Annotated in this window: 26 protein-coding genes; 4 read left to right on the plus strand and 22 right to left on the minus strand. The window is 42.0% G+C overall.

The window, feature by feature from the left end; translation table 11 throughout:
• Positions 1-102 precede the first annotated feature (102 nt).
• Together EYS13_RS13005 and EYS13_RS13010 are read right to left on the minus strand one after the other, a co-directional pair.
• The gene (locus tag EYS13_RS13005; RefSeq protein ID WP_227763476.1) at positions 103-1,248 is read right to left on the minus strand and encodes an aminotransferase class V-fold PLP-dependent enzyme; all 1,146 of its coding nucleotides are present in this window, start codon (positions 1,246-1,248) and stop codon (positions 103-105) included.
• A gap of 203 nt (positions 1,249-1,451) precedes the next feature.
• Complete coding sequence (locus EYS13_RS13010; protein ID WP_227763478.1) at positions 1,452-1,664, minus strand: hypothetical protein; 213 nt, start codon at positions 1,662-1,664, stop codon at positions 1,452-1,454.
• 378 nt (positions 1,665-2,042) lie between these two features.
• Between EYS13_RS13010 and EYS13_RS13015 the strand changes: the two genes are divergently transcribed.
• Complete coding sequence (locus EYS13_RS13015; protein WP_227763480.1) at positions 2,043-2,435, plus strand: YkvA family protein; 393 nt, start codon at positions 2,043-2,045, stop codon at positions 2,433-2,435.
• Positions 2,436-2,582: 147 nt separating this feature from the next.
• Positions 2,583-3,365 (plus strand): DUF5714 domain-containing protein, encoded by a 783-nt coding sequence (locus EYS13_RS13020; RefSeq protein ID WP_423055280.1) that lies wholly within the window; start codon positions 2,583-2,585, stop codon positions 3,363-3,365.
• Positions 3,366-3,430: 65 nt separating this feature from the next.
• Here EYS13_RS13020 and EYS13_RS13025 read toward each other — a convergent pair whose 3' ends face one another.
• The 7 genes from EYS13_RS13025 to EYS13_RS13055 all read right to left on the minus strand — a co-directional run bounded on the left by EYS13_RS13025 (position 3,431) and on the right by EYS13_RS13055 (position 6,619).
• The gene (locus EYS13_RS13025; protein ID WP_227763484.1) at positions 3,431-3,703 is read right to left on the minus strand and encodes a hypothetical protein; all 273 of its coding nucleotides are present in this window, start codon (positions 3,701-3,703) and stop codon (positions 3,431-3,433) included.
• A 113-nt stretch (positions 3,704-3,816) separates the two neighbouring features.
• Positions 3,817-4,059 (minus strand): MTH865 family protein, encoded by a 243-nt coding sequence (locus tag EYS13_RS13030; protein ID WP_092485132.1) that lies wholly within the window; start codon positions 4,057-4,059, stop codon positions 3,817-3,819.
• A gap of 309 nt (positions 4,060-4,368) precedes the next feature.
• Positions 4,369-4,689, minus strand: coding sequence for a hypothetical protein (locus EYS13_RS13035; protein ID WP_227763486.1), 321 nt, complete (start codon positions 4,687-4,689; stop codon positions 4,369-4,371).
• Between the two features lie 13 nt (positions 4,690-4,702).
• Positions 4,703-5,389, minus strand: a complete 687-nt coding sequence (locus EYS13_RS13040) for a Crp/Fnr family transcriptional regulator (protein ID WP_227763488.1) — start codon at positions 5,387-5,389, stop codon at positions 4,703-4,705.
• An 8-nt stretch (positions 5,390-5,397) separates the two neighbouring features.
• Positions 5,398-5,784: a DUF1638 domain-containing protein gene (locus EYS13_RS13045; protein ID WP_227763490.1), complete on the minus strand. Its 387-nt coding sequence runs from the start codon at positions 5,782-5,784 to the stop codon at positions 5,398-5,400.
• Between the two features lie 12 nt (positions 5,785-5,796).
• Positions 5,797-5,958 carry a hypothetical protein gene (locus EYS13_RS13050; protein ID WP_227763492.1) on the minus strand — a complete coding sequence of 54 codons (162 nt, stop codon included), beginning with the start codon at positions 5,956-5,958 and terminating at the stop codon, positions 5,797-5,799.
• Between the two features lie 193 nt (positions 5,959-6,151).
• Positions 6,152-6,619: a hypothetical protein gene (locus EYS13_RS13055; protein ID WP_227763494.1), complete on the minus strand. Its 468-nt coding sequence runs from the start codon at positions 6,617-6,619 to the stop codon at positions 6,152-6,154.
• Positions 6,620-6,777: 158 nt separating this feature from the next.
• Between EYS13_RS13055 and EYS13_RS13060 the strand changes: the two genes are divergently transcribed.
• On the plus strand, positions 6,778-6,954 hold the full coding sequence (locus EYS13_RS13060; protein WP_227763496.1) for a hypothetical protein: 177 nt from the start codon (positions 6,778-6,780) through the stop codon (positions 6,952-6,954).
• 52 nt (positions 6,955-7,006) lie between these two features.
• Positions 7,007-7,312: a hypothetical protein gene (locus tag EYS13_RS13065; RefSeq protein ID WP_227763505.1), complete on the plus strand. Its 306-nt coding sequence runs from the start codon at positions 7,007-7,009 to the stop codon at positions 7,310-7,312.
• A gap of 301 nt (positions 7,313-7,613) precedes the next feature.
• Here EYS13_RS13065 and EYS13_RS13070 read toward each other — a convergent pair whose 3' ends face one another.
• The 13 genes from EYS13_RS13070 to rpmH all read right to left on the minus strand — a co-directional run bounded on the left by EYS13_RS13070 (position 7,614) and on the right by rpmH (position 19,014).
• Positions 7,614-8,690 carry an anti sigma factor C-terminal domain-containing protein gene (locus EYS13_RS13070; protein WP_227763507.1) on the minus strand — a complete coding sequence of 359 codons (1,077 nt, stop codon included), beginning with the start codon at positions 8,688-8,690 and terminating at the stop codon, positions 7,614-7,616.
• Positions 8,683-9,186 carry an RNA polymerase sigma factor gene (locus EYS13_RS13075; protein ID WP_227763509.1) on the minus strand — a complete coding sequence of 168 codons (504 nt, stop codon included), beginning with the start codon at positions 9,184-9,186 and terminating at the stop codon, positions 8,683-8,685. The genes EYS13_RS13070 and EYS13_RS13075 overlap by 8 nt, the downstream gene beginning before the upstream one ends.
• Positions 9,187-9,498: 312 nt before the next feature.
• The gene (lepB, locus tag EYS13_RS13080; protein ID WP_227763512.1) at positions 9,499-9,840 is read right to left on the minus strand and encodes a signal peptidase I; all 342 of its coding nucleotides are present in this window, start codon (positions 9,838-9,840) and stop codon (positions 9,499-9,501) included.
• A 744-nt stretch (positions 9,841-10,584) separates the two neighbouring features.
• Complete coding sequence (locus EYS13_RS13085) at positions 10,585-11,490, minus strand: ParB/RepB/Spo0J family partition protein (protein ID WP_227763514.1); 906 nt, start codon at positions 11,488-11,490, stop codon at positions 10,585-10,587.
• The gene (locus EYS13_RS13090) at positions 11,483-12,244 is read right to left on the minus strand and encodes a ParA family protein (protein WP_227763516.1); all 762 of its coding nucleotides are present in this window, start codon (positions 12,242-12,244) and stop codon (positions 11,483-11,485) included. Before EYS13_RS13090 ends, EYS13_RS13085 begins: the two co-directional genes overlap by 8 nt.
• A 129-nt stretch (positions 12,245-12,373) precedes the next feature.
• The gene (gene rsmG / locus EYS13_RS13095) at positions 12,374-13,096 is read right to left on the minus strand and encodes a 16S rRNA (guanine(527)-N(7))-methyltransferase RsmG (protein ID WP_227763527.1); all 723 of its coding nucleotides are present in this window, start codon (positions 13,094-13,096) and stop codon (positions 12,374-12,376) included.
• Positions 13,089-14,990 (minus strand): tRNA uridine-5-carboxymethylaminomethyl(34) synthesis enzyme MnmG, encoded by a 1,902-nt coding sequence (gene mnmG, locus EYS13_RS13100; RefSeq protein WP_227763529.1) that lies wholly within the window; start codon positions 14,988-14,990, stop codon positions 13,089-13,091. Before mnmG ends, rsmG begins: the two co-directional genes overlap by 8 nt.
• A 13-nt stretch (positions 14,991-15,003) precedes the next feature.
• Complete coding sequence (mnmE, locus tag EYS13_RS13105; RefSeq protein WP_227763545.1) at positions 15,004-16,380, minus strand: tRNA uridine-5-carboxymethylaminomethyl(34) synthesis GTPase MnmE; 1,377 nt, start codon at positions 16,378-16,380, stop codon at positions 15,004-15,006.
• 392 nt (positions 16,381-16,772) lie between these two features.
• Complete coding sequence (gene jag / locus EYS13_RS13110; RefSeq protein ID WP_227763547.1) at positions 16,773-17,402, minus strand: RNA-binding cell elongation regulator Jag/EloR; 630 nt, start codon at positions 17,400-17,402, stop codon at positions 16,773-16,775.
• Positions 17,399-18,076, minus strand: a complete 678-nt coding sequence (locus tag EYS13_RS13115; RefSeq protein ID WP_227763549.1) for a YidC/Oxa1 family membrane protein insertase — start codon at positions 18,074-18,076, stop codon at positions 17,399-17,401. The genes jag and EYS13_RS13115 overlap by 4 nt, the downstream gene beginning before the upstream one ends.
• A 113-nt stretch (positions 18,077-18,189) precedes the next feature.
• Entirely contained in the window at positions 18,190-18,399 is a 210-nt protein-coding gene (yidD, locus tag EYS13_RS13120; protein ID WP_265332388.1) for a membrane protein insertion efficiency factor YidD, read from the minus strand.
• Between the two features lie 34 nt (positions 18,400-18,433).
• Positions 18,434-18,781: a ribonuclease P protein component gene (gene rnpA / locus EYS13_RS13125; RefSeq protein ID WP_227763551.1), complete on the minus strand. Its 348-nt coding sequence runs from the start codon at positions 18,779-18,781 to the stop codon at positions 18,434-18,436.
• Positions 18,782-18,879: 98 nt separating this feature from the next.
• Positions 18,880-19,014: a 50S ribosomal protein L34 gene (gene rpmH / locus EYS13_RS13130; protein ID WP_227763560.1), complete on the minus strand. Its 135-nt coding sequence runs from the start codon at positions 19,012-19,014 to the stop codon at positions 18,880-18,882.
• Positions 19,015-19,520 lie beyond the last annotated feature (506 nt).

A 19,520-nucleotide genomic window follows, 5' to 3' on the forward strand; every position in this document is an offset into this window, starting at 1 on the left:
ATCCACTCCTCCGCTCTTTTAGTCAGTATCCATTCGCTGTCACAAGCAATCATTCTAAAACTAGGGCTTAAAAATGCTGTAGTAATTCAGCAGCAAGAATGACTATACCAAATTTCTAGCAATCTCACTGAATGCCTTTAGGCATTGTTCTACATCATCATGAGTGTTAAAGTAAGAAAAGCTCACCCTGACCGTTCCGCTTTCCAACGTACCTATGGTGCGATGAGCGTTGGGAGCGCAGTGCAACCCGGTGCGAACACCTATGCCATACACTTGATCCAGCAAATACCCAATTTCACCGCAATCAGCATTGGCTACGTTAAGTGAAACAACGCCAACCTTTTGCTCTGGGTTTTGAGGGCCATAAATTGTAATGCCGGGCATTTTTTTTACTTCATCCAAAAAATGAGCAACTAGTTCCAGTTCGTGTCGGCGGACCTTATCCACTGTCTGTTCCATAATATAATCAACCGCAGCCCCTAAGCCTGCTATGCCAGCTGTGTTATGGGTTCCGCTTTCCAGCCTGTCAGGCATAACTTGTGGCTGTTCAGGAGATTCCGAATTGCCACCGGTCCCGCCTTCCAATAATGGGATAAGTTCAATCCCTTCCCGAACATATAAGCCCCCTGTTCCCTGCGGCCCTAAAAGACCCTTATGCCCGGGAAATGCCAGCATATCTATATGCAATTTCTGGACATCAATGGGATAAACACCTGCAGTTTGCGCCGCATCCAATAACAACTTAACACCTCTTGCAGTTGCCACTTCTCCCACCTCTTTTACGGGCAATAATGTACCTGTTACATTTGAAGCATGGGTCATAACAATCAATGCCGTATTTGGTTGTAATGCCTTTTCAAGTTTCTCCACATCCAGCTGGCCGGTCTCTGAACACTGTACAATGCTCATTTTCACCCCTTGCTTTTGCAACGACCAGAGAGGTCTGAACACGGAGTTATGTTCCATACTGGTTGTTACCACATGATCCCCGGGTTTTAAAAAACCCTTGATGGCCTGGTTTAAGGCGAAAGTAGCATTAGGTCCAAATACTATACAACTGGCGTCAGGTATGTTAAAAAGTCTGGCAATACTTTCCCTGGCCTTAACTATGGTCCTGCTGGCCATGAGAGCCATCCCATGGGCCGCTCTGCCCGGATTAGCCCCCATTTGCGTCAATACTTTTTCCATGGCTTCAATCACAACCGGTGGCTTTGGCCAGGTAGTTGCAGCATTATCCAAATAAATCATTGCTACACTCCTTCAACTGCCAATTACTTGCACCCTTTAGTCAACATTAATTATTTTACCATAATTTATCTAATAATTATCAAAGTTTGTTAAATGTAATAAAAATAAACCAGCGAAAAAGCAAAGCCATTGATACTATCTCTAGACTCCATGTGCTTAGTAAACTCTAAAAAAAAACAAAAAGCAGGGATTATTTACCCTGCTCATTGCAAAAACGTAATGGTTTCCTCATCGATACTGCTAAATTGGCCTTCCTGAATAGAGATTAATCCATGATCCGAAAGTTCTTTTGCTACACTGTAGAGAGAGGCCCGTTTTTCTTCAGGAAGTTCCATGACAAATTGATTAATTTTTTCCGGCGGTACATTATTCACAAACCTAACCCCGCCAAATTTCAAAAAATATCCTTCGGGCATAGCAGATCCCTCCTGAAAGAACTTTTCCCTCTTACATTTGCCTTATTTTGCCTATAATATACTTTCTTTGGGCAGGGTCTGAAAATTTTTGTTTCACGTGAAACAATATAAAACTATTTTTTTAAACTGCTGTACTTCCTTTTAATTCGTGTTCTATACATAAAGATATGAAAATATGCAAAACAAAAATATAGCTTAAAAAAACACACAATTTATCTCTCAATCGTTGTCAACAAGGGAAGCACTCTCTATATCATAATTTGCGTCTTCCGGTTACCTGCACTTTTGTTACCGATAGGCCTCGCTCGTGGACAAGAGGCTAAGAAAAAAGTACAATAAAATAATAGATAAATATTAATTAATTTGGAGAGTTACGGCATGAATTCAGAAAAAAAATTAAGCAAGCTGGATTTTTTAAAATCCCGTGCCAGGGAACTGAAGAAAAACATTGGGGTATTGTATTTGGCATTTAAACATAAAAATACTCCTTGGTATGCTAAGGTATTAATCGGCGCAATTCTTTCGTATGCATTAAGCCCCGTGGATCTGGTTCCCGACTTTGTTCCGATTCTTGGTTATCTGGACGATCTGGTTCTTATACCCGCGGGCATCGCTTTTGCCATTAAATTAATACCAAAAGATGTTTTAGCTGAATGTCGGGCTCAAGCGGAGCAATTGCCAAAACTTAAAAAGAAAGGGACCTTCGCCGCGCTATTAATCATACTTTTTTGGGTCTTAGTTGTTTATTGGTTAATAAAACTTTTCATTTAAGCCTATAAGTAAAGTCATACTGATTCTTTTACTCAACGAAAAAGCCCAGGCAGTTACCCTTGCCCGGGCTTTGCTGATGAATATTCATAAATATGAAGTATTTATATGGATGTTTGTATATGCTAGTATCGAATTGGAGGTGATTACATGCTAACCAATAAACAGGTGAACCAAGGCACTGGCTGTTGAAGTTCTGCGGAAAAAGGTGTTGGTCAACACCGGAAAATTAATACCGAAAATTGTCTGGTTTGCGGAGGAAAACTGGAATACCTTGAAGTTGGCAAGGAATTTACATGTATGCAATGCGGCGCTGTAGAAAACGGTTATGTTTATTGTCGAAATGGTCATTATATCTGTGATACTTGTCACGGTAAAAAATTCTTGGAGGATATTTTAAATTTATCACTTGCTGCCAAAGGGACTGATCCCTTGCGGATAGCCGAAGAGATAATGAAGAGTGTTTCGCTCCCTATGTTAGGATGCGAACATGCCTGGGTTGCAGCCGGTGCTTTGCTGGCCGCCATAAAAAATCATGGCAAGATTGAGGTTACAGACTGCAAGATCGCCGAAGCACTTAATCGGACACGGAAGCAAGCGATTGGCGCATATTGTGGTCTGACCGGAGTATGTGGAGTGGCTATCGCAATTGGAGCCTGCTTTAGTGTCATCCTTGACGCTGCCTGTCCAAAGGACCAAGAAACCGCTATCACTATGCACGTCGTTTCTCGGGTCATTGAAGCTATCGCTAATCAAACCGGCCCCTGCTGCTGCAAAAACTTTGTGCGAACCGCATTAGCACTAAGTTGCCAACTCGCAAAAGAACATCTCAATATTGAGCTGCCTCATACTGAAAAAATTATATGTCAGGATAGTCACCGACATCCACACGGTTGTAGAAATAATAAATGCATTTATTACCCATCTGATTAAACATCCAAAGAATCTTAATTATCCACATTTTACCGGTCAAGTAAATGGTTGGCAACCAAACCTTTTTATATATTAGACGTATTAACCATCGGATAGTTTTTTTTAATGTTTTTTATTACACTGGTCTGCTTTTCAATTGGGACTATCATGTCCTTAGTAATCTTCGCTCCTTCACCATGCTGGTGTAGGAAAGCACTCATAGCACAATGTTCGCCAAAGCCAAATACATAGCATGTTGTTGTGCCACTGGCAATAATAGTGTCCACCATTTCGATACCATGGTACATTTCAAAAAAGGTCTTTAAATATTTAGCTGTTATTTCACCATGACCTTCCATTTTAAATATTCAAGTTTTCGAGAATGAGTTTTACCAGCTTATCTACGGAACTATTGTTTCGTGGGCTGCCGCTTACACCTATAACTTGCATAATATTTTTTCCCCCGATTTTATTATTTAAGCCCGGCCCTGCTCACGATGGTTTCAGCCACTTCTTCAGCGCTGTTGAAAGGAAAATCCTCGGCTGTCAAAAGCTTCCCGGCTTCACCGGCGGTAACCTCGAGGTCCCCGGCCTTGCAAGTAGTATCCGCTCCCTGGGGGAAAGCGGCCAGTAAGGCTTCCGGAGTGGCTATGGGGAAATTCGCTCCTTGAAGGGCTCCGATAATCTGTTTTTTAATGGTTTCGCGTACTGACATATAGGTGATTCCTCCTTTTAAATTTTTTAGAGTAAGCTTAAAAGCTTTAACATTATATTACTTGTAAAAGCAACTAAAATATGTAAACTGTTTTACAAGAAAAATAAAAAGTTGCCACTAATGAGTAGCAACTCAGACTGTCGACAAACTATTAATAGCCAGCATGTATTATGGAGCGGGACTGGTTTCCACAGCCGTCGGCAGCTATGCTGCCGGTTACGGCGTAGGAGCTTGTCCAGAGCGAAATAATACATGCTGGCTTTGTCTACAAGCTGAATTGCCACTAATGAGTAGCAACTTACAATTTCTTTACTTGGATATCGGTCTATATAAAATTATGCCTTGTTGTTGTAAGTATTCCAGGGATTCCTGCAGCTCTGTATGGCTGATACCAATCAAGTTGGCGAGTTTGTGGTAAGAAATGCCGGTCAAATCCAAAATCCCTTCCTCACCCTCACAGAGAAACAGGTTCAAAAGCATTTTAACGGTTTTGCCGAGGGGGGTGTCGGCTTTGATTTCGAATAGTAAATCCCGCATCAGATTTACCCGGCTGACCATTTTTTTAATTTGGGCGTCAACTTCTTCTTTATCCCGGCTATGCTTGGGGCAATGTAATTTTTTTTTAATCATACCACCAGCCCCGTTACACGGCTTCGATGGCGCCGGCAAGTTTTTCCCTGCTTAAAAGGATAAATTGGTGTCCCCTGGTGGCGATGGCCCCCTCCTGCTTCAAATCGCCCAGAACATTGGTCACCATGACCCGCGAGGCGTTGACCAGGGAGGCTATATCCTGGTGAGTGAGGTCGATATCGATAATGGTTCCTTCGGGAGAAGGTTTTCCGTATTCACCGGCCAGCCTGAGCAGCATGGCCGAAATTCTACCTTTCACATCCTGGAAGGCAATGCTGGCAACCTTATCGGTGTAATTATTTAATTTGCCCCCCAGCAGTTGTATTATTTTCAGGGCTGTTTGCGGGTTTTGCAGCAAAATGGCGAAGTGTTCTTTATTACATGAGCAGATAAAGGTATCCTTCATCGCCTGAGCATTCATGGTATGGCGGGCGTTTTCTTCAAAAAAAGTGTTTTCACCGAAAATATCGTCCTCTTTGAGGATATCGAGGGTAATTTCCTTGCCACCTTCCGAAACTTTGAACAGCCTAACCTGGCCATACTTGATTAGGTAAATAGTATGCGCGGGATCTCCATCCCGGAAAATCATTTCGTTTTTACGGTAGACTTTTTTACCGGCCAGTACCCCGATTTTTTCCCGTTCCGTAAAATCAAGGGTAGCGAACAGGGCCAGCTCTTTCATGCATTTAATTTTTTGCATTAATTGTTTCACCCATTCAAAAGTTGTTCCAACAGCTTGCGTAAATTGTCCAGATCCACCGGTATAGTTTCCACGGGCACTTGAGCGTAGTCATAGAATTCAAGCAGATTCATGTCGTCAATGGGTACAATTCCAGTGTCCAAAAGCAATATACGATCATAATAACCAAAATTTTGTCGGGCATCAACCGCGTCCCAACCCAACCCTTCCATAAAGATCTTGCGCCAGTTTTCCAGCCACCCGCTGGTGAGGTAAAAAGTTTTGGCTTCGGCGTCCAGCTCCGCCATTTTTTCTCCCAGGAGCATCTCAATGCAACTTTTAGCCTGAATTACCCGCCCGCCGTGTTCTGCAGCTATTTGCTCCATCTCCGGATGGCATTGATTCCCTATTATCAAAGGGATATTGATTCAAGCTATTCCGCGCAAGTTTTCGGTTACGGATTGGGCCAGCTTATTAAGATCTACGTGTAAAGCTGCGTCGATGTAGGTAATATCTGCATTTTGTTCCCCTAACAGGTGTTCCAGTTCATGGCGCAGTATGCCGCAGCACAATATTTTTTTTCCGGACAAACTGTTTCACCCCCTGGCATTTTGTTATAGCATAAAAAAATATGGGCATTGGTGCAGTAAAACAGTTTACACAAATTTAAATCATTTTTGTGCACATGCCTTAACGCACAGGCCGCAGCGCTTGCCGGCGCTACGCATTTTTCTTTATTAACAGTCAGCCGGTTTGCTGGGAGTAGCTTTTTTCCCAATCATCCTAAGCGCCGGATGGGCATTCCCGCACGCATTTTAAACACTGGTGACAAACAGAAATAGTCAGCGGCTCGTCGTAATCGAGCGAGGCGGTAGTAACTACACTGGCCAGCCGCACCCGGGCATAGTGCTCCGGCCTGCCCTGGTTTGTTCGCTCAGCCGCCGGCGCCTGGAACAAATTATCAGGGAGCATAATTCCCTGACCGTTCTCACAGACTGCTGCTATGCTGTAAAACTCGCCCGGGTCAATGGCTGCCATATGGAAACCGGTGCTCTTTTTGGGCAGTGTACCGTCATCGCAGCTGACAGCCAGCATAGACCCCCTGTCGTAGGTTAGTTCAATTTTCTCTATTGCTCCGGCAGGCAGTTTATCTACATCTATTACCAAAGGTTTTTGTCGTTTTCCTTCCCAAATCCCAAGTTTTGGATATATTTTGCCGTTGGGTAAAATGTAAACCCGTCTTTCTTCCATGTGTGTTAGAATGCTTTTTCTTTTTATTTTTTATAGAAGTCCGCCCTCGAAAACCTATCCCCTTGTGGGGTAGGATGTAGGATAAAGGGGACATATTTGTTCGCTTAAATCAAACATATAGACCAAACCTCTGTTCTTAGGGTAAAATAAAGCTAGATATGGAAAGAAAAATTAACCATTGCGTATACAACATAAATATGTTGGAAGAGGACGAAGAAGCTTTACGAAGAAGGCCATACAGAATGGCGCTATACCTGGCGGCTAAAACGGTTTTTCACCCCCACGTGGAAAATTACCGGCATCACCGTAGAGGACGATTATCTCAGGCTGTCTAACGGCTGGAGGAAACCGCCGCTCAAGGTAAAGCTGCCCGTAAGGCTGAAGGAATTGGAAATCAAACAGGTTCAGCTGGTCTGGCATCGCAACGGCTACTGGCTGCATATAGCGGTAGTCAAGCCCGCCCTGGAGAGAGTACAGGGTGATGCTGTAGCATCCGTAGACCCGGGCGAAGTCCATGCCTTAACTCTGACCGATGGCCAGGAAGCCTTGGTCCTCAGCGCTCGGCATTTGCGTTCTCTGCGCCGCCTGCGAAATAAAACTATGAGAAAATTCCAGAAGGCTATTTCCCGCACCCATAAAGGCTCCAACCGCCGGAGGAAACTCCTGTCGGCCAAGTACCGCTTTTTGAATTGAATCGGAGATCAAATATCTCATGCCGAACATGCCATCACGAAAATGGCAGTAGACTGGTGCCTGCAACGTGGAGCAAAGAAGGTCTACATTGGCGACCCGCAGGGTGTAAAGGAGCAGGACAGCGGCCGGCATCACAACCAGAGGATGAGCCAGTGGAGCTTCGGCCGGCTGCGGGATCTCCAAACTGGGAGACACAACCTCGTCATTTTCTTAAAGGCCTAGTCCATTAGTCACACTCACCAGTCATCAGTCACCGGTAACTTAATAATGAAATGAGGGGACAAGGGATCAAAGACCAATTTTAATATTTTTCTGTAACTACCCCTAATGAAGATGCCTTAATAAAAGGCAAGGTACGAAGGGTTTTTAAGTTGTTAACATCCCCTGTAACAACAACTCCCCACACCTTTATATCTTCCTTAGTTAATTCTCCGTCCTGTCCCGCGATGTTATTATAAACCCGTACAAATTCGCTTTTATACTTTGTATCATACTTCATTCCGTTTTGTAGTGCCCAGATAAAAAGCTGTGCGGGATCCTCCAGAGGTTCCCTGTTCACATCATAAGCCTTAATACCGTATGCGTTTTTTTCAGATCGTATCCTGGCAGGGTAGTCCACTTCATGAGTTTTTCCGTCAGGACCTTGTTGCTTTTCCTTACGTGGCTTGCTGTCTTCTTTTTCTTGCTCGTTTAAGTCATCTACCCAATACCATGCTAAAGTTACATTATTGGGCAGCATTTTATTAACTTCATCCAGGCTATAAGCTTGATCGAAGGACAAAGCCATTTCCATAATTTTATCTGAACCAATACTGTCGAGTAACTGTAGATCGTTTTTATATTCCGGATAGCTGATAAAAGGGTAAAAGAAGACCATTTCTCTCTGGCCTAGCTCGTTATATTTCTGCTCTTTTAAATCCCCGACATCATGGCTGGCTCCCAAAATTGAAGGTGATTCAGTCCCAATCCTGTTACCCCATTCATTGCGCAACAAACCATAGCTATAATCCCCTTCACCGGCAAAAACAACTTTTCCTTCGATAATTTTGTAGGTGGTATATTCGTTTCTACCGCCGAGAATTTCATGATACCTCGAAACTTTGCCAATATATTTATTAGGTGCAGAAATTTTATTAAAACTGTCTACGGCAATTTGCACCGGCATTTCCATATTATAAATTAATTCTCTATTTACAATTGAACCTCCTACTAGCATAACGCCCAGGACCACAAAGCTAATCAGTACATTGCGGAAAATGGAGTGCCACTGGGCCTTCTTAATTGCCTTTTTTAATTTAGTATTTTTTAAGTCATCAAATAAACTATCCAATTCCTTTTCAACTTTTTGTTCATCGTTGTAATATTGATTTTTATTCAAGGTTCAACCCCTCCCAGATCTCTTTAAATTTATTCCTGGCTCTATAAAGGTAAACTTTTACCTTTTCTTCGCTCGTTTCTAAAAGATTTGCTATATCTCTATAGGACAGCTCCATTACATACTTGAAAATCAGCAGCTCCCTATAGGATGGCTTCAAGAGGTCCAAAGCCTTTTGAATAACTTTTCTCTTTTCTTCGGTTATACAGTAATCTTCCGTGCTTTCAGTTAGCATTTTCAGATTTTGCAGATGGTCTGCGGCAATAGTGCTTTGCTTTTTCTTCTTGTTGTACAGGCTGTAATAACTGTTGATAGCAACCTTAAAGAGCCATGCTCTCATGTTATGTCCATCGATTGCATCAATATTTTTTATGGTCTTATATAAGGTTTCCTGTACAATATCTTCGGCATCTTCTTTGGAAGCTCCCATTTTTATAAGGTATTTAAATACCAGATTGGCTTCCTTTAATAGAAGCTGTTCTAAAGTTTCATCCCGCATATTTCACCACCTTAATCAGGAACAAGCATCTTAACCGGTTAAGACTATCCAGTGTATAATTAATTTTCATATATATAACAGCTGAGGCCATAAAAAGTATACAAAACTTATTCTTTTATTTTAGTGTTATTGCAAAAAAATAAACCCCGCTAAGGAGTTACAGTGTATAGACAAAGCTCAATTTATTACTTTGCTCTGGGCCAGCTCTCACGTGATGACTTTTAGCAAAGCCCCAGCCTAGAGGAAACCAGTCCTGCTCCATAATATATGCGGGCTGATAATAGTTTGTCGACGGTCTGAATAAATACGCTATTAATATTTACAACTTAAAATTCCAATTTCATTTAGAGGATAATAGCGAAATTCGGCTTTACCAATAAGATTATTAATTGGCAATGCTCCCCATGACCGACTGTCATAACTGTTGTTGCGATTATCACCCATTACAAAAACAGAGTTTTTAGGTACTACATATGGACCAAAATCATGATTTGCTTTTTCATATATATAAGGCTCATTAAGTAACATCCCGTCGATATAAACAAGCCCGTTGTTTATAGAAATTGTTTCACCAGGTAAACCAACAACTCTTTTTATTAATATTTTTTCGTCTAAATTCGCTGACGGGGGAGGATTGAGGAACCATAGATTCACTCGGAATCCACATAGCTTCAGCCACGTAGGTTCTAATACCTAGAGATAAAATAACTGCTAGCACAATGGTTAGAAGCCAGTCAAGTATTACTGATTTTATATTTGATTTCATTTGTGGTCACCTATCCCCAAAATATTTTACTAAAGTTCATAATCGTACTTATTATATCTTATCTTATGAAATTGTAATAGCGCCAGTACTTTTATTTCCATGGCGGGCAGACAATTATGTTCTTTTTAAGATCTTAACCTATTGTGTTGTATCTACTCTTTTTAACGAGCCGTAAAGCGTGCTGTAAAGAGTATTAGTTGATAACATTCTTCAGACAAGTCTTATGCATGCATGGACTTGTGTCTCCTGATCTCTGTCCGGTCGAACAGCATGGACTCACAAAGCGTGGAGCGGCAGGACAATGTGAAAGTCGAGTGCCGCTGGAAGTCAAACGTAAAGAAGACTTAGCTTGTGCCAAGCGTAAGCACGCCAGAATTTCTAGCATTATGTTTCATAATGCATAGAAATTCCAGTCCTTTAGGGCCGGCAGAAGCCAAGTCGCCCTTATGCGGCCGTTTATAAAGCTTACATAGAGCCTGAATAGGGCAGCGCCCCTGGTGAAGTCATCTCGGATCAACAGACACAAGGGTTACATTTTCGAGATAGGTATAATGTTAACAGTACTAGATGGGTTAAATGGTAACAAAAAATGTTTCACGTGAAACAACCCAATTGTGTTTCACGTGAAACATTTAGGAAATAGATAACAGGTCCAGTATCCTGTTCAATTCTTCTACGCTATAGTATTCTATTTCTATTTTTCCCCCATTATTGTTGTTTAGCAGTCTAACCTTGGTGCCAAAGTAATGTCTGAGTTTTTCTTCTATATCGATGATTTCCGGAGAAAGATCTTTTTTACCTGTATTTCCCTTCTTTTTATTTTGCTGCTGGCTGCCTAGAATACCAATGCTTTTAACTAAAGCTTCGGTTTCACGTACGGTTAACCCTTCCTTTTGTATTTTTTCCGCTAGCCTAAGCTGTCCTGCTTCCGGAAGGGATAACAGGGCCCTGCCGTGGCCTGCAGAAATGCTTCCGTTAGCAACCATCTCTTTAATTTGCTCAGGCAAATTCAATAAGCGGAGTGAATTTGCTATATAAGGCCTGCTTTTTCCCACCTTTTTCGATAGCTCTTCCTGGGTTAGACCAAACTCTTCAATTAATACTTTATAAGCTGCGGCCTCTTCTAAGGGATTCAAATCCTCACGCTGTATGTTTTCAATTAAAGCAATTTCTGTAGTTTCCTGTTCGCTATATCCTTTAATGATGGCAGGTATAGTTTCTAACCCGGCTAGTTTACAAGCTCTCCAACGCCGTTCTCCGGCAACAAGCTGGTATTTGTCTTCTTCTATTTTTCTAACAACTACCGGCTGCACCACACCATGTTCCTTGATAGATAAAGCCAGTTCTTCGAGCCCGTCCGCATTAAAAACCTTCCTGGGCTGATACTTGTTAGGTTCTATCTGTTCCACCGCAATTTCCACAACTCGGGTTGCTGTGTTTCCGTTGTTATTTTCCGTTTCAATTGTTGTGGTCATTTCCGGGTTTATAGAAGAAGGGATCAACGCACTTAACCCTTTGCCCAATCCTTTTTTAGCCATTTTCGATCACTTCCCTTGCTAATTCTTGATATACTTCCGCACCCTTGGAACGGGGATCGTAGGTGATTATCGGCTGACCGTGACTGGGAGCTTCACTTAATCTTACATTACGTGGTATGATACTACTGAATACTTTATTTTTGAAATGGGTTTTTACTTCATCAACTACCTGAATAGAAAGGTTAGTTCTGGCATCAAACATGGTTAACACTACGCCTTCCAGTTCCAGTTTAGGGTTAAGATGCTTTTGTACCAGCTGGATGGTATTCATCAGCTGCCCCAGACCTTCCAGGGCGTAATACTCGCATTGAATCGGTATCAGCACTCGGTCGGCTGCTGTCAAAGCATTCAAGGTCAATAATCCTAAAGAGGGAGGACAGTCCAACAAAATGTAATCGTAATTGCCTTTTTCCGGTTCCAAAGCTTTTTTTAGCTTTACTTCCCTTGATATGGCGGAAACCAGTTCAATTTCCGCACCTGCCAGCTGAATTGTTGCCGGTATAACCTCCAAACCGGATATTTCAGTTTTCTGCTTCACGCTCTTTAAAGACGCCCCGTTAATGAGCACATCATATACACAGTGCTGCACCTCGAGGCGGTTGATTCCTAAACCGCTTGTGGCATTACCTTGCGGATCCATGTCAACTAAAAGTACTTTTTTGCCTTGGTTAGCCAAACAAGCTCCTAGGTTGACAGCTGTGGTCGTTTTGGCCACACCGCCTTTTTGGTTTGCAATGGCAATAATTCTTCCCACAATTTACACCACCATACGCTTTATTCCATCGATTTTATATTCCACACCATGAATCCAGTTCCTGCCTGAAAAGGTGTTGGAAATTAAAAACACCTAAGCTTTGCATTTAAGCCCGGGTGTTTAAAATTCTTAGCACAATGGCTTTTTAGCCGGTTGTCCGGCTTTGCGCGGGTATTTGGAAGGTGTTGCCGTAATTTTTGTTATGCTTACCATGGTACGCTGCTCATTGACAAAAGGCAAGGTATAATTGATGCTCTTTTCAACCAACCCTCCCAAAATGACAATCGCTTTTTCCGCCATTGCCAGTTCTTGAGCAACTTCCGGCCCTTTGGCAGCCGCAAACCTTCCTTTTACCCTGACCAAGGGTAAGCAGTATTCGACTAAAACTGGTAGTGGCGCTACAGCCCGGGAAAGTACAAGACCATATTTTTCCCTATGCTGCTCATCTTTCCCCAGATCCTCCGCCCGGCCATGTATCAACTCCACATTTTTTAGACACAAAGCACGTACTACTTCTTCGATGAATTTCAGGCGTTTTTGTAAAGAATCGACCAAAACTACTTTACAGTCAGGAAGCCAGATTTTTAAAGGCAAACCGGGAAAACCGGCTCCTGTTCCCAAGTCCACCACTTCTTCAGCTTCATCTGCTTGAGCAAGCTTAGCATAAAGCAATGAATCGAGAAAATGTTTATAAATAATACCGGCTTCATCAGTAATAGCAGTTAAATTCATCTGCTTATTCCAGGTTTGCAACAGCTCCATAAACTTGTGCAATTGCTGTAACTGCTGCCGATTTAAATCTATACCAGCCTCGGAAGTGCTCTGCAATAAATTTTCCCAGTACTTATTCACTCTGGATAACTCCTTGTCTGCGCTGCTGCTCTAGGTAGATTAACAGCACGTTAACATCTGCCGGCGATACTCCCGAAATTCTTGAAGCCTGTCCGATGGACTGGGGCTTAATTGCAGCAAGCTTTTGTTGGGCTTCCCTGGACAAACCGCTGATCTGCATGTAGTCAAGTTCCGGCGGAAGTTTCCTGTTTTCCAGTTTTTCAAAGCGTTCCACCTGTTGCAGCTGCTTTTTTATATAACCCTCGTATTTAACCTGAATCTCCACCTGTTCTGCCACTTCCCTGCTTAAAGGGACTTCAGGCGGATACAGCTTAGACAAATCTTCATAACTGATTTCAGGTCTCCGCAATAATTCCAGCAAAGTCAAGCCGCTTTTTAAAGGAGTGCTTTCAGCTTCTAAAAGAAACTTCTCCAAATTTTCATCAGCCGGACTGGCCACAGTACTTTCCAAACGCTCTATTTCCTCTGCTATCCTCTCTTTTTTGGCTAAAAAAGCAGCATAACGTTCCCGACTGATTAAACCTAATTCAAAGCCTTTTTCTGTCAAACGCAAATCAGCGTTATCCTGACGCAAAATTAGCCTGTATTCTGCCCTTGAAGTTAACATCCGGTAAGGTTCATTAGTACCTTTGGTTACCAGATCATCGATTAAAACACCAATATAGGCATCTGATCTTTTTAAAATAAAGGGATCTTTCTCTTTCACTTTTAATGCGGCGTTAATGCCAGCCATGATACCCTGGGCTGCTGCTTCCTCGTACCCCGAGGTGCCGTTGATCTGCCCTGCAGTAAAAAGACCGGGAATGTGCTTACATTCCAATGTCAAATCCAGTTGTGTAGGTATAATATAATCGTATTCAATGGCATAACCGGCGCGAATCATTTCTACTCTTTCCAGGCCCTTTATGGTCCTGAGCATTTGAATCTGTACATCTTCCGGCAGGCTGGTGGAAAAACCTTGAACATACATTTCCGTAGTATGAAGCCCTTCCGGTTCGAGAAAAATCTGATGGCTTAGCTTTTCAGCAAATCTAACCACTTTATCCTCGATGGAAGGACAATACCTGGGCCCCACCCCTTCAATCAGCCCACTGTATAAGGGGGCACGGTGCAAATTATCCCTGATTATCTGGTGGGTTTTTTCATTAGTATAAGTAAGCCAGCAGGGGATATTAGGCCGTTTAAGATCGCGGCTGGTGTAAGAAAAATAGTATGGCCCTTCATCTCCCGGTTGCTTGCTTAAAACGGAAAAATCAACAGTCCTGCGGTCAATGCGGGGAGGAGTCCCTGTCTTAAATCTGCCTAACTCCAATCCGATTTTTTTCAGACTCGCGGATAAACCTTCGGAGGCAAACTGGCCGTTCGGTCCGCCACTGTAATACACATCGCCGATTATAATTTTCCCTAACAAGTATGTGCCGGTAGTAAGCACGATGGCTCTGCAATTAAACCTTGCCCCCGTTTTGGTCACCACTCCTTCCGCTTTACCGTCCCGGGAAATAAGAATTTGTTCAACCATAGCCTGCTTCAACGTAAGGTCCTCCTGATTTTCCAGAGTCTTAATCATCTCCAGCTGGTACAACCTTTTATCAGCTTGGGCTCGCAAGGCATGCACAGCAGGACCTTTACCGGTGTTGAGCAGCCTAATTTGTATATAAGTATGGTCCGTATTAATGCCCATTTGTCCGCCTAGGGCATCAATTTCTTTTACCAGGTGACCTTTGGCAGGCCCTCCGATTGCCGGATTACAAGGCATTAAAGCAATATTATCGATATTTAAGGTCAGAAGCAAAGTTTTACAACCCATCCTAGCTGAAGCTAAAGCGGCTTCACAGCCCGCATGTCCTCCCCCGATAACTATTACCTCGTAATCCCCTGCAAAATATGTCTCCATTTAAAACCCACTCCTACTTGCCAATGCAGAAATCAGCAAAAATCCTGTCAAGTATATCTTCAGAAACAGTGCTTCCCGTAATCTCGCCCAAAGCTTCCCATGCAGCTTTGAGGTCAATGGACAAAAAATCAGCCGGCATATTTCTTTTGAGAGCGGAAAGGGTTTCTTTGATATGCCTCTCTGCCCTTTGCAGCGCTTCGTAGTGTCTATACCTGGTAACGAGTTTCTCACTGTTTGGAGCAATTTGGCCTGCCAGCAGCAGATTTTTAATAGTACGTTCCAGCTGATCCAAGCCAATTTCTTCTTTAGCCGAGATTTCTAAGATATGATCATGCTCAACTAAAACTTTATTTTCCTTTTCTTTTGCCACATCAATTTTATTTAGCAAAACCAAGTATTTTTTGCCCGATTGTTTAACCATTTGCAGTATTTCTTCATCTGCAGCGTCAATACCATGGGCCGCATCCAGTACAACTAAAACCAGATCAGCTTCCATCAGCAGCGCTTTGCTTTTTTCTACGCCAATTTTTTCCACCAGGTCTTCCGTTTCCCTGATGCCGGCCGTATCAACAATTTTTAATGCTATTCCCCCGAAACTTATTATTTCCTCGATGACATCCCGTGTGGTCCCCGGTATCTCCGTCACTATAGCCCGGTTCTCCCTGACCAAGGCGTTTAGTAAGCTTGATTTGCCCACATTAGGTTTTCCTACAATTACTGTTTTCAAGCCTTCGCGATAAATTTTTCCTGCGTTAAAACCTTCCAGCATGCGGTGCGTTTCATGTAAAACCAAAGTCAATACCTCAGTAATTTCTCGAGCGCTTAAAGCTTCAATTTCATCTTCAGGAAAATCGATGGAAGCCTCAAGGTAAGCTAAAATTCGTAAAAGATCAGCGCGTAGCTTTTCAACTTGTTTGGAAAGACCTCCCTGTAATTGATTAACCGCCGCTGTTAAGCCGGATTGACTTGTGGCCCTGATAACATCAATAATAGCTTCTGCCTGGGCCAAATCCAGCCTGCCGTTTAAAAAAGCACGTTTGCTGAATTCACCAGGGCCGGCCAAACGGGCGCCGCTGGCTAAAACCAGCTCCAGTATTAATGTAAGAGGTAAATAACCTCCGTGGCAGTTGATCTCCACCACATCTTCCCCGGTAAAACTCTTTGGGGACTTCATGATGCTGACTAAAACTTCATCGATTGGCTGATTTTTGTTTTTGTCAACAATATGACCAAGATAAAGACGATGCGAAGTTTTTTGCTCCCACAGCTTTTTATTCTTTGGAGCAAAGATCTGTTCAATAATCCTAACAGCATCGCTTCCGCTAATGCGGATTATACCTATTCCTCCCTCTCCTGGAGGTGTGGCAATAGCAGCAATGGTATCTTCCATATTTTCACCCCACGCTCGCTGACAGCCGTCAGCTGTTAGCTTGCAGCCATTTGCTTGTAGCATAAATTTAAACTATAGTATTCCACCGTTTGCCATTCTTTACTAAAACTCATCTTTTAATTAAGATAGCACAAAAAAACCTGGTAATAAACATATTTACCAGGTTTCAGACCGTCGACAAACTATTAACAGCAAGCATGTATTATGGAGCGGGACTGGTTTCCACAGCCGTCGGCAGCTGTGCTGCCGGCAACGGCGTAGGAGCTTGTCCAGAGCGAAATAATACATGCTTGCTTTGTCTACAAGTTAAAACCTGGTAATAAACATATTTACCAGGTTTTAAACTTTGCAAGTTTTTATAAAAATAAAAGCTAAGGGCTGACAGCTAATAGCTACTTGGCTTTATTCTTTAAAGCAATAGTCACCTTCCGAAACGGTTCCTCACCCTGGCTAAAGGTATGAACTGCAGTGTCGTTTTGCAGCGCTGTATGAATGATTCTTCTTTCATGGGGGTTCATTGGTTCCAAAGTAATACTGTTACCAGTCCTTTTTACCCTGTCCGATAAACGTTGGGCTAGTTTAACCAAAGTCTGCTCTCTTCTGCGGCGGTAATTTTCAATGTCCAAAACTACATGAACCCTGTTTTTACTTTGGCGGTTGGCAACCAGATTAGTCAAATACTGCAAGGAATCAAGTGTCTCTCCCCGGCGACCGATTAAGATTCCTAGATTTGAGCCGCTGATAGTCAAATATAAGTAATCGTTATGTTGTTTGCTATCTATAGTAACTTTCATTCCCATCTTCTGCAAAACATTGTTTAAAAATTCAGCTGCCAGCTGCCCTGGCGTTTCTTTAATGGAAACCTTTACTTTGGCCATCCTGGAACCCAAAATCCCAAATAGTCCCTTGCTTGGCTCTTCAAGTACCTCTACTTCTACATCTTCTCTTTGTACTTTCAGCTCTTTTAAGGCTGTGTCGATTGCATCTTCAACAGTTTTAGCAGTGATTTCAATGCTTTTCATCTCTCAGCCGCTTCCTCCTTAGCCATAATGGGCTGTTTCCTCAGGATAAACTGTTCTAATCCGCTAATAATACTATAAACCACCCAGTAGAGCGCTAAGCCGGCAGGAAAACTTCTGCTTATCCAGCCCATGAAAAAAGGCATAATGTACAACATCGTTTTTTGAGTTTGGTCCATATTGCCGGGGCTGCTTAACTTTTGCTGCAAATATGTAAAAACTGCTGCAAGAATAGGCAGTATGTAAGGATCGGGAAGTCCTAAATTAGAAATCCAGAAAAAGCTGGAGTGCTCGAGATTGACGTAAGCCGGATGCAATTTAGGATCAAAGAAATTACGCAAAGCGCTGAACAACGCAAATAAAATCGGCATTTGCACCAACAAAGGAAGACATCCAGAAAAAGGATTTGCCCCGTGCTTCTGATATAATTCCATCATTGCCTGTTGGGATTTTTGAGGATTATCTTTGTATTTTTGTTGTATTTCTTTGATTTTAGGCTGTAGCTCCTGCATTTTACGCATGGATTTAACTTGGGCTGCAGTTAAGGGAAAAAGGATCAATTTAATGGCAACGGTAAAAAGTATGATGGCCAAGCCGTAATTAGGCAAACCTAAATTCGCCGTTAAATTGTAAAAAAACTGAATAGAATGGGAAAGAAAATCAACTAAAAATGACAATACTGCCCTGCTTTATGAATTAAAGCAGGTTTCACCTCCTCTTTCTCTTTCTCTTTATGGATTATCTCCTTGGCTGCCTGTAAAATAAGGCATCTCGTCTATTTATTATAAATTTAGGAAGGATCATATCCTCCTGCTGAAAAAGGATTACACCGGAGTATTCTCCAAATTGCCTTTACTAATCCCTTATACAAACCATATTTTTGTAAAACCTCTATAGTATATTGTGAACAACTGGGATAATAACGGCAGCTTCCAGGCAGTAAAGGAGATATAATTTTTTGGTAGCTTTTTAATATATAAATTAGTATATTTACCACCATTATTTTAAACATCCTGCTAAACTAAAAAATTTTTCTACACATCTTCGCGTAAGAGTTGTGCTTTAGAAAATAACTGCAGTATTTCATTTTCGACCAACCGGTACTTAATTCCTCTAATTTTTGGGCGAGCTATAAAAATTAAATTATAACCGGGGAGCAGTTTATCTTTGTGCAAACGGCAGCATTCTCTTAAAATTCTTCTTATTCTGTTTCTTACTACTGCTTTGCCTATCTTTTTGGAAATAGAAAAACCAAACTTATTGACTTCTAAGCCATTTTCGAGATAGTACAAGACCACATATTGCCCGGCTACTGATTTACCTTTATTATAAGTAATTTTAAAGTCTTTTTGATGTTTCAAACGGTAAGGCTTGCTTAACAAAAAAATACCCCCGTCTTTATCTTCCATAAAAAAATAGTATAGACAAAATTAGCTAACTCTAACCGCCGACATAATGCAAAAAGGCCACTTGAGCGGCCTTATGCGGTAAGTCTTTTTCTTCCTTTTTGACGTCTTCTCCTCAGAACGTTTCTACCACCAGGGGTACTTGTTCTGCTTAGAAAACCATGTACTTTTTTATGTTTTCTGTTTTTAGGTTGGTAAGTCCTTTTCATGCTCTTTCCCCCCAATCAACCTAACAGCAATTTCCAATTTACGAAACACACATCAAAATTATAGCCATTTTAATTACTACTGTCAAGAAAAACCAAGCAATTTCTAGCCCTTTAGCATCGAACCTAGTGACCATATCCTTAGTCTTTGACAGCGGCTTACGACGAGTCATTAGTCACGAGTTTTAGTCCTTAGCGACGGTCTTTGGCTGAGTCCCCAGTCCTCAGTCCCTAGTCCCCAGTTTTAAGCGGAATTACTGGTAACTGATGACTGGTGACTATTATACTAAGGACTAATGACTTAACCGTAGGTATACTTGCGACTAACGACGGCGTTAGCCCGCCGGTTTGTCGCAAAGAATTAATGTAACAGTTATCCACAGCTGTGGGTTATTTGAACTGTTTATAACCTTATTTTTGGGGAAAAGATTATTGATGTTGTGGATAATTTCTGTTATGATAAGAAATGCAAATTTTACTAATTACTTAATTACTTTTTTTACTTTCCA

This window comes from Zhaonella formicivorans (genome assembly GCF_004353525.1).
In the GTDB taxonomy this organism is placed as follows: Bacteria; Bacillota; DUOV01; order DUOV01; family Zhaonellaceae; genus Zhaonella; species Zhaonella formicivorans.